Origin of the sequence: Microvirga aerophila (assembly GCF_003332305.1) — a bacterium.
In the GTDB taxonomy this organism is placed as follows: Bacteria; Pseudomonadota; Alphaproteobacteria; order Rhizobiales; family Beijerinckiaceae; genus Microvirga; species Microvirga aerophila.
On record NZ_QOIO01000122.1, the window covers coordinates 1 to 5,737 of the forward strand.

The window sequence follows — 5,737 nt, forward strand, 5'->3', positions numbered from 1 at the left end:
CGTGCCGTTGTGAGGCTTGAGCGTAAGGTCAAGCGGCTGACTGATCAGGATCGAGCCGATCAGGCTGCCCGTCTCAGATTTGCTGCCCGTTACCTGCGCCAAGCCGCACTCCGCGACCGCCTGCAAGCCGCTGCGTTGAGACGAGCGGCCCACGAGTGATTCATCATTCAGTGCGACCCCGATGAAGGCTGGCGTCGCTCGCTGCTCCAGGGAAGTCATTTGAGATGCTGGGCGAGGTACTTGTTCATCTCGAACATGCTCACCTTGTTCCTGCCGCCGAACACCGCCTGAAGCTTCTCATTAGCCATGATCTCACGCTTGTTCTGCGGGTTCTGAAGTTTGTGCTTCTTGATGTACTCCCACACCTTGCTCACCACCTCAGGGCGCGGCAAAGGGGTTGAGCCAACAACGGCGGCCAGTTCCTTCGACGGCTGCAACGGCTTCAAGAAGCCGGAAGCCGGTTCTAGCGACGCGCCCTTGGCTGGTTTTTCCTGCTCTGGTTTGTCGTTTGAGGTTACCATTATGATCCTCAGGGACGCTGATTGAGATACGTTCTGCTATCGAACCATCCCGGCAGGCTTTTGCAGCGCCGCCTGGAGCAGACGGTCGGGATCAAGATCATGACGGTCCTTCATCTGCAACAGCATGGCCAGATGCGTCCGCGCCCGGTTCACACGGCTCTTGATCGTCCCAACCGCTACCTCGCAGAGGCCCGCTGCATCTTCATAGGACCGCCCTTCGGCTCCCACCAGAATCACAGCCTCACGTTGCTCGGGCGGCAGTTGAACCAGCGCCCGCCGCAGGGCGGCGAAGTCAAGAGCAGATTCTTGCTCAGGCAGGGCTGTCAGGTGTTCGCAATATGCTCCTTCCGGATCCTCGACCTCATGTCTGCGCTTGCGGTACTCCGAGTAGAAGAGGTTGCGCAGGATCGTGAAGAGCCATGCACCAAGATTGGTGCCCCGCTCAAAGCGGGCGATGTTGGCCCAGGCCCGTACGATGGTGTCCTGCACCAGATCATCGGCCCAGGTGGGGTTGTTGGTGAGCGAGAGGGCAAACGCTCTCAGGTTGGGGAGTTGACCGAGCATCTGGTCACGCAGGGCCGGCTCAACCCGGCTGAGCCGGGGCGACGGCTCCCAGCGGCGGGCGGCACGAGCCGTCTCGATGAGGGCCGTCTGCCGCTCATGCGTGAGGGGATGAATGTGCCGTAACCGCGCCCGCCTGATCCAGGCGGGATCGGACAGGGCCTTGCTTTGAGGGGCAGAATGGCTGTGTGAACAAGCGCTTCGTGCCATGGCTTGGCTCCACCTTGGCTACCGCAGCAGCATATACCTGTGCCGCTCGACCGGCCAGGAAAAGCACCACACAATCGTGGCTCCTCAGGCGGTGGAGGGTTGTACAACATGCGCCGAGGAATTGTTGCTGAACCGGCTCCCCTCAGCTTCCGCCGCAGGGTCACGTTTCTTCTAGAATCCTCGCGGGCCTCGGTTCTCTGGTAACCTCATCTTCGCGGGCTCTCGCACGGACCACCGCTCCGGGTACGCCACCGAGGACGCGGCGGCAACGCCTGCGGGCGGGATCGCTGACTGGTGGTGGATGATCGTGCTGGTGATAGTGGCCGCTGTGGCGATCTGGTACTTCACCCGCAGGCGGACACCCCTTAGAACCGACCACGCGGTAGTTGGAAGGCTTCGCCAGAGCCCTGCCGTTTGACGTTTGGCTGACGTTGGTTCATGGCAGACGGCATGTCTCCTGACAGCATCAGAGCCACATCAGCCCGAGGCTGCGCACGCATCGGCCCAGGAGCGCAAGCGAGCAGCAAAACAGCGAACAGGAACAGCACCCACGTCATGCTGGAGCGAAGCATCGCGACCTTCCATCAGTTCAGCCCCTACCTCAGCCGGTTTACAGCGAGGGGATCAGTGCGCAGGAAACGCTGTGATGAACATGACGGCTGCGAGCGTGACAGCGACGCAGGCCATGCCCCAAACAATCATAACTCCGGTAACTCCGTGAGCGCGAGAAGGAATGCTGGCGAACATCATTCTCCTCCTGCTGCTTTGGCATCACGCCGTACAAGGCCGGGAGAGGCTAGGTGGAGCCATGCCTTGCTGATGCGGCTCCTGAGGCCGCTCCCGGTCTGCCGCTCGTGGAAGCCGCTACGCTGTGGCCCGTCCGGATGCCGCAGCGATCATCGCGGCCAGGTTGCAAGGTGGTTCCATGCTGAACCTCCTTTCACAAGCTGCGCCGGTCGCTTTGGGATCAGCGTACTGCTGCTGAGCAGCAGCAGAATCGTCCTCTCCTCACGATCTTCCGTCAAGCAAAACCGGCAGGATAGAAGTCAATTGGTAAGGTGCGGTCGGGGCTGAACTCTGCGCCTGATCATCGAAGAGCCCGATGACCATGATACGCTGCGAGAAAGCAGTTTTGCACAAGGCGCTGCTGAGCATAAAATCGTCCAGCGACGCGACGTGAGGAGGCTTCTGATGCTACAGTCCAAAACGGGCGACACAGCGGCACGGGAGCAGGTTTGCCCGGATGATCTGACCTCAGACATCTTAGCGGCTCTGGCGGCGCTCGCTACCGTCGAGACCCGCTACCGAACCAAACGTGACGCACTCTTTCAGGTATCCGGCCCTGACACTTTGAAGCAGCGCTTCTCCGACCAACTCGAAGCTCGGCATCGGCAAGAGCGCGAAGCCACCAGCGTCTGGTCGAGCTTCACTATAGCTTGACTGTCACTGCCAGGGTTCGTGACCCTGACCTCAGGCACTGACCAGAAGGTTAGGGTGGCGCAAGGTCAGGGGCCGACATAGGGGCGGAACTCGTCTGATGTCGGTCCGGTTGATTTGGCAGTCTTTGTCTGCGCAGGAGGGTTGATCATGACCCAAGCAGCAGCAACACCTGACACGACTGCTTCCCATCCTCTGATCGAGAGCAATCGGGTTGAAGGCACGCCCGTCTACGACCCACACAGCAAGCGCATTGGCACGATCCATCACCTCGTCATCGAGAAGGTGAGCGGGCGGGTGGTCTACGCGGTGATGAGCTTTGGCGGCTTTCTTGGGATTGGCAGCCATACCCATACGATCCCGTGGGAGAAGCTCACGTACGACACCCAGCTTGGCGGCTATCGAACCGACATCACCCAGGAGCAGCTAACGGGTGCTCCCGTGTTCTCGGGTGATGAGAGAGTGTGGTGGGATCGGAGGCGTGAGGAGGACATCCACGACCATTGGAAGGTGCCACCCTACTGGGGTTGGTGAGGAGCCGACCATCAGACGGGGAAGCTGAGGCTATCCTTAGGACGAATTATACTGCCTCGCAGTTTTCAACCAGATATGGTCTCATGCTTCACCTGATGAACGGGAGAAAACTATGGCTGGTAAAGCTCGCATGAGACCGTCGTGGAAGAAGCATACGGTTCGCTGGAAACAGGTCGTTGCCCCAGCCAAGACGCTCGAAGGACAGAAGAACCTCGCCAAGAAGCGGCGCTACGCCACCCGTCACGGTTAGATAGAATGAGAGAGGCCGCCTTCGGGCGGTTCGCGGTCTTCCGGGGCCGGATCGCTCATTAGCTGGCACCGCTCCCCACCGTCCCCTGCTGCCCATTGCGCGCGAACTCGCAATGGTCGTTGTGGCTGGTAACCCGCTGTTGCTCCAGCTTGCGCGTTATCAAGTAGGTAGCTGCGGTGCATTAACTGGCGGCTCTGGAACTAGAGCTATTCAGCCAAGTTGTCGCTGCGCGGTCTTAAAGCACGAGAATGCTATTCCCGAGGACAGCATACACAGGTGGTTTGTGGTCGCAATTCCTTATCGGAGCCAGCTATGCCTTCGTCTAGATCACAAAAACGTCCGGTGATTGTCCTGGTGGAGGAGGAAACCACTGAGCGGAAGGCCATTGCCCATCATCTCCAGGACGCAGGCTTTGCCGTGGTCGAGGCAACAGACACGGATGAAGCTATGACAAGTCTTGAGCAGCGCTCTGACGTGCAGGGGCTTGTCACGGATGCTCATGTGCCAGGAAATATCGATGGGTTTGAATTGGCTGGGTTGGTTCGAAAGCGCTGGCCCACTATTGCGGTTGTGATGATGTCGGGACATTCGGACCCCTCATCCGGTCCTGTACCAGAGGGCAGCGAGTTCATCGCAAAACCATACTTGTTGAGCCATCTCGCCCCAGCATTGGATCGATTGATCGGAAGAGCGGGATGAGCCACGTAGTCTTGTTGGGTGACAGCATCTTCGATAACGCGGCCTATGTTCGGCCTGGGGAACCGGATGTGGTGAAGCAGGTCAGAACAAAACTCCCACAGGATTGGCAGGCAACCCTTTGTGCTATCGATGGCGCGGTCACCCGCGACGTGGAGCGTCAGCTTCGGACCGTACCGGCTGGGGCCTCTCACTTGATTGTCAGTGTCGGTGGGAATGATGGGCTCCGGAGCGTCGGTATCCTGAGAGAGGCTGTCCGGTCCGTTGCTGAGGCTACGGGACGGCTTGCCGACGTGCGGGAACAGTTCGCCCGTGATTATCACATGATGCTGGAGGCCATCATGCCGCACCGGCTGCCGGTTTCGCTCTGCACCATTTACGATGCGCGCTTTCCTGACCCTCGGGAGCAACGCCTCATCCTAGCCGGATTATCGCTGTTCAATGATGTCATCAGCCGCGAGGCATTTTCTCGAAGGCTGCCGCTCATTGATCTTCGCCTAATCTGCAATGGACCGGACGACTATGCCAATCCTATTGAGCCGTCCGCCAAGGGCGGAGAGAAGATTGCGTCCGTGATCGCTCAGGTGGTAGCGGGTAACACGATCTTTCCAAGATCGCAGGTGTTCGCCCACTGAACGTTTCGCACATTCGCCCTAGCGAACCTTCTCGCTCGCCCTCCCTCCAGTTGAAGAAGGTCCAAAGGCTCTACTGCGCTACCCCTGCGACTGCCAAGAAGAATGGTGTTAGCCACTGGAGCGGAATGGCAACAGCCCATCGAAAGACGTTCAGGTCAGCTCCGAACTGCCTGCCTAGCATCGGCAGAAGGAAGATGATTCCTAGCAGAATGAGGAAGCCGTAACGCTCCAGCTTTGCAAAGGGCTTCGCCAGTGCCTTGGGCAGAACGCTTAGGGCAACACGACCTCCATCTAAGGGCGGCAAAGGGAACATGTTGAAGATCGCCAGGATCAGGTTCAGCAGGATGGACTGATAGAGTGTCTGGACTAGCCAGGGCGCAACTGTCCCTGGCAACAGCGGGACAACTCTGAGGAGAACCGCTGATATGAGGGCGAGCACCACATTCGTCAGCGGTCCAGCGAGAGCCACAAGCGCCATGTCACGGCGCGGATTGCCCAAACGCCCAAATGCCACGGGGACGGGTTTTGCCCACCCGAACAGGAAGGGTGCCTTGGTCAGGAAGAGCAGGGCAGGAAGCAGGATCGTTCCAAAAGGGTCCACATGCTTCAGGGGATTGAAGGTGACACGGCCAAGTCGGTGCGCTGTATCGTCTCCTAGCTTCCACGCGGCAAGGGCATGGGCCGCTTCATGGAAAGTGATAGCGATAAGGATGGGGACAATCCAAGTGGACGCGGAGTATATCGTAGCAAAAAGGTCCACCAGAAATCCTCATTGTTGCGCCAGTCGGTGATCAATGAGGCGCGACCGAATTCGTCAGAGCTGGCTCGGGAAATTTAGACAGTGGGATCAGTGGAGTTTCTGCCTGATTGCGGCCAGAATGGCTGCCGAACAG

General features: G+C 59.0%; 9 protein-coding genes. 5 read left to right on the forward strand and 4 right to left on the reverse strand.

The window, feature by feature from the left end; genetic code table 11:
- From DRB19_RS30910 to DRB19_RS28585, 3 genes are all read right to left on the reverse strand, one after another.
- Positions 1-219, reverse strand: a 219-nt coding sequence (locus DRB19_RS30910; protein WP_210207559.1) for a hypothetical protein, incomplete at its 3' end; no start/stop codon positions are given.
- Positions 216-521 carry an SWIB/MDM2 domain-containing protein gene (locus tag DRB19_RS28580; RefSeq protein WP_114189346.1) on the reverse strand — a complete coding sequence of 102 codons (306 nt, stop codon included), beginning with the start codon at positions 519-521 and terminating at the stop codon, positions 216-218. The genes DRB19_RS28580 and DRB19_RS30910, both read right to left, overlap by 4 nt.
- A 36-nt stretch (positions 522-557) precedes the next feature.
- Positions 558-1,292 carry a sigma-70 family RNA polymerase sigma factor gene (locus DRB19_RS28585; protein WP_114189347.1) on the reverse strand — a complete coding sequence of 245 codons (735 nt, stop codon included), beginning with the start codon at positions 1,290-1,292 and terminating at the stop codon, positions 558-560.
- Positions 1,293-2,483: 1,191 nt separating this feature from the next.
- Here DRB19_RS28585 and DRB19_RS28595 point away from each other — a divergent pair.
- The 5 genes from DRB19_RS28595 (at position 2,484) to DRB19_RS28610 (ending at position 4,844) form a co-directional block, all read left to right on the forward strand.
- The gene (locus tag DRB19_RS28595) at positions 2,484-2,732 is read left to right on the forward strand and encodes a hypothetical protein (RefSeq protein WP_114189349.1); all 249 of its coding nucleotides are present in this window, start codon (positions 2,484-2,486) and stop codon (positions 2,730-2,732) included.
- Between the two features lie 147 nt (positions 2,733-2,879).
- Entirely contained in the window at positions 2,880-3,263 is a 384-nt protein-coding gene (locus tag DRB19_RS28600) for a PRC-barrel domain-containing protein (protein WP_114189350.1), read from the forward strand.
- 112 nt (positions 3,264-3,375) lie between these two features.
- On the forward strand, positions 3,376-3,513 hold the full coding sequence (locus DRB19_RS30485; protein WP_162815941.1) for a hypothetical protein: 138 nt from the start codon (positions 3,376-3,378) through the stop codon (positions 3,511-3,513).
- Between the two features lie 342 nt (positions 3,514-3,855).
- Complete coding sequence (locus DRB19_RS28605; RefSeq protein WP_162815942.1) at positions 3,856-4,212, forward strand: response regulator; 357 nt, start codon at positions 3,856-3,858, stop codon at positions 4,210-4,212.
- Positions 4,209-4,844 (forward strand): SGNH/GDSL hydrolase family protein, encoded by a 636-nt coding sequence (locus tag DRB19_RS28610; protein WP_114189352.1) that lies wholly within the window; start codon positions 4,209-4,211, stop codon positions 4,842-4,844. The genes DRB19_RS28605 and DRB19_RS28610 overlap by 4 nt, the downstream gene beginning before the upstream one ends.
- Before the next feature lie 70 nt (positions 4,845-4,914).
- Here the strand turns inward: DRB19_RS28610 and DRB19_RS28615 are convergent, their stop codons facing one another.
- Positions 4,915-5,604, reverse strand: a complete 690-nt coding sequence (locus tag DRB19_RS28615) for a site-2 protease family protein (RefSeq protein ID WP_245439895.1) — start codon at positions 5,602-5,604, stop codon at positions 4,915-4,917.
- Between the last annotated feature and the right edge of the window lie 133 nt (positions 5,605-5,737).

Coding starts and splice junctions, on each gene's coding strand:
- DRB19_RS28580 (WP_114189346.1), bottom strand. CDS start 521: ATGGTAACCTCAAACGACAAACCAGAGCAGGAAAAACCAGCCAAGGGC.
- DRB19_RS28585 (WP_114189347.1), bottom strand. CDS start 1,292: ATGGCACGAAGCGCTTGTTCACACAGCCATTCTGCCCCTCAAAGCAAG.
- DRB19_RS28595 (WP_114189349.1), top strand. CDS start 2,484: ATGCTACAGTCCAAAACGGGCGACACAGCGGCACGGGAGCAGGTTTGC.
- DRB19_RS28600 (WP_114189350.1), top strand. CDS start 2,880: ATGACCCAAGCAGCAGCAACACCTGACACGACTGCTTCCCATCCTCTG.
- DRB19_RS30485 (WP_162815941.1), top strand. CDS start 3,376: ATGGCTGGTAAAGCTCGCATGAGACCGTCGTGGAAGAAGCATACGGTT.
- DRB19_RS28610 (WP_114189352.1), top strand. CDS start 4,209: ATGAGCCACGTAGTCTTGTTGGGTGACAGCATCTTCGATAACGCGGCC.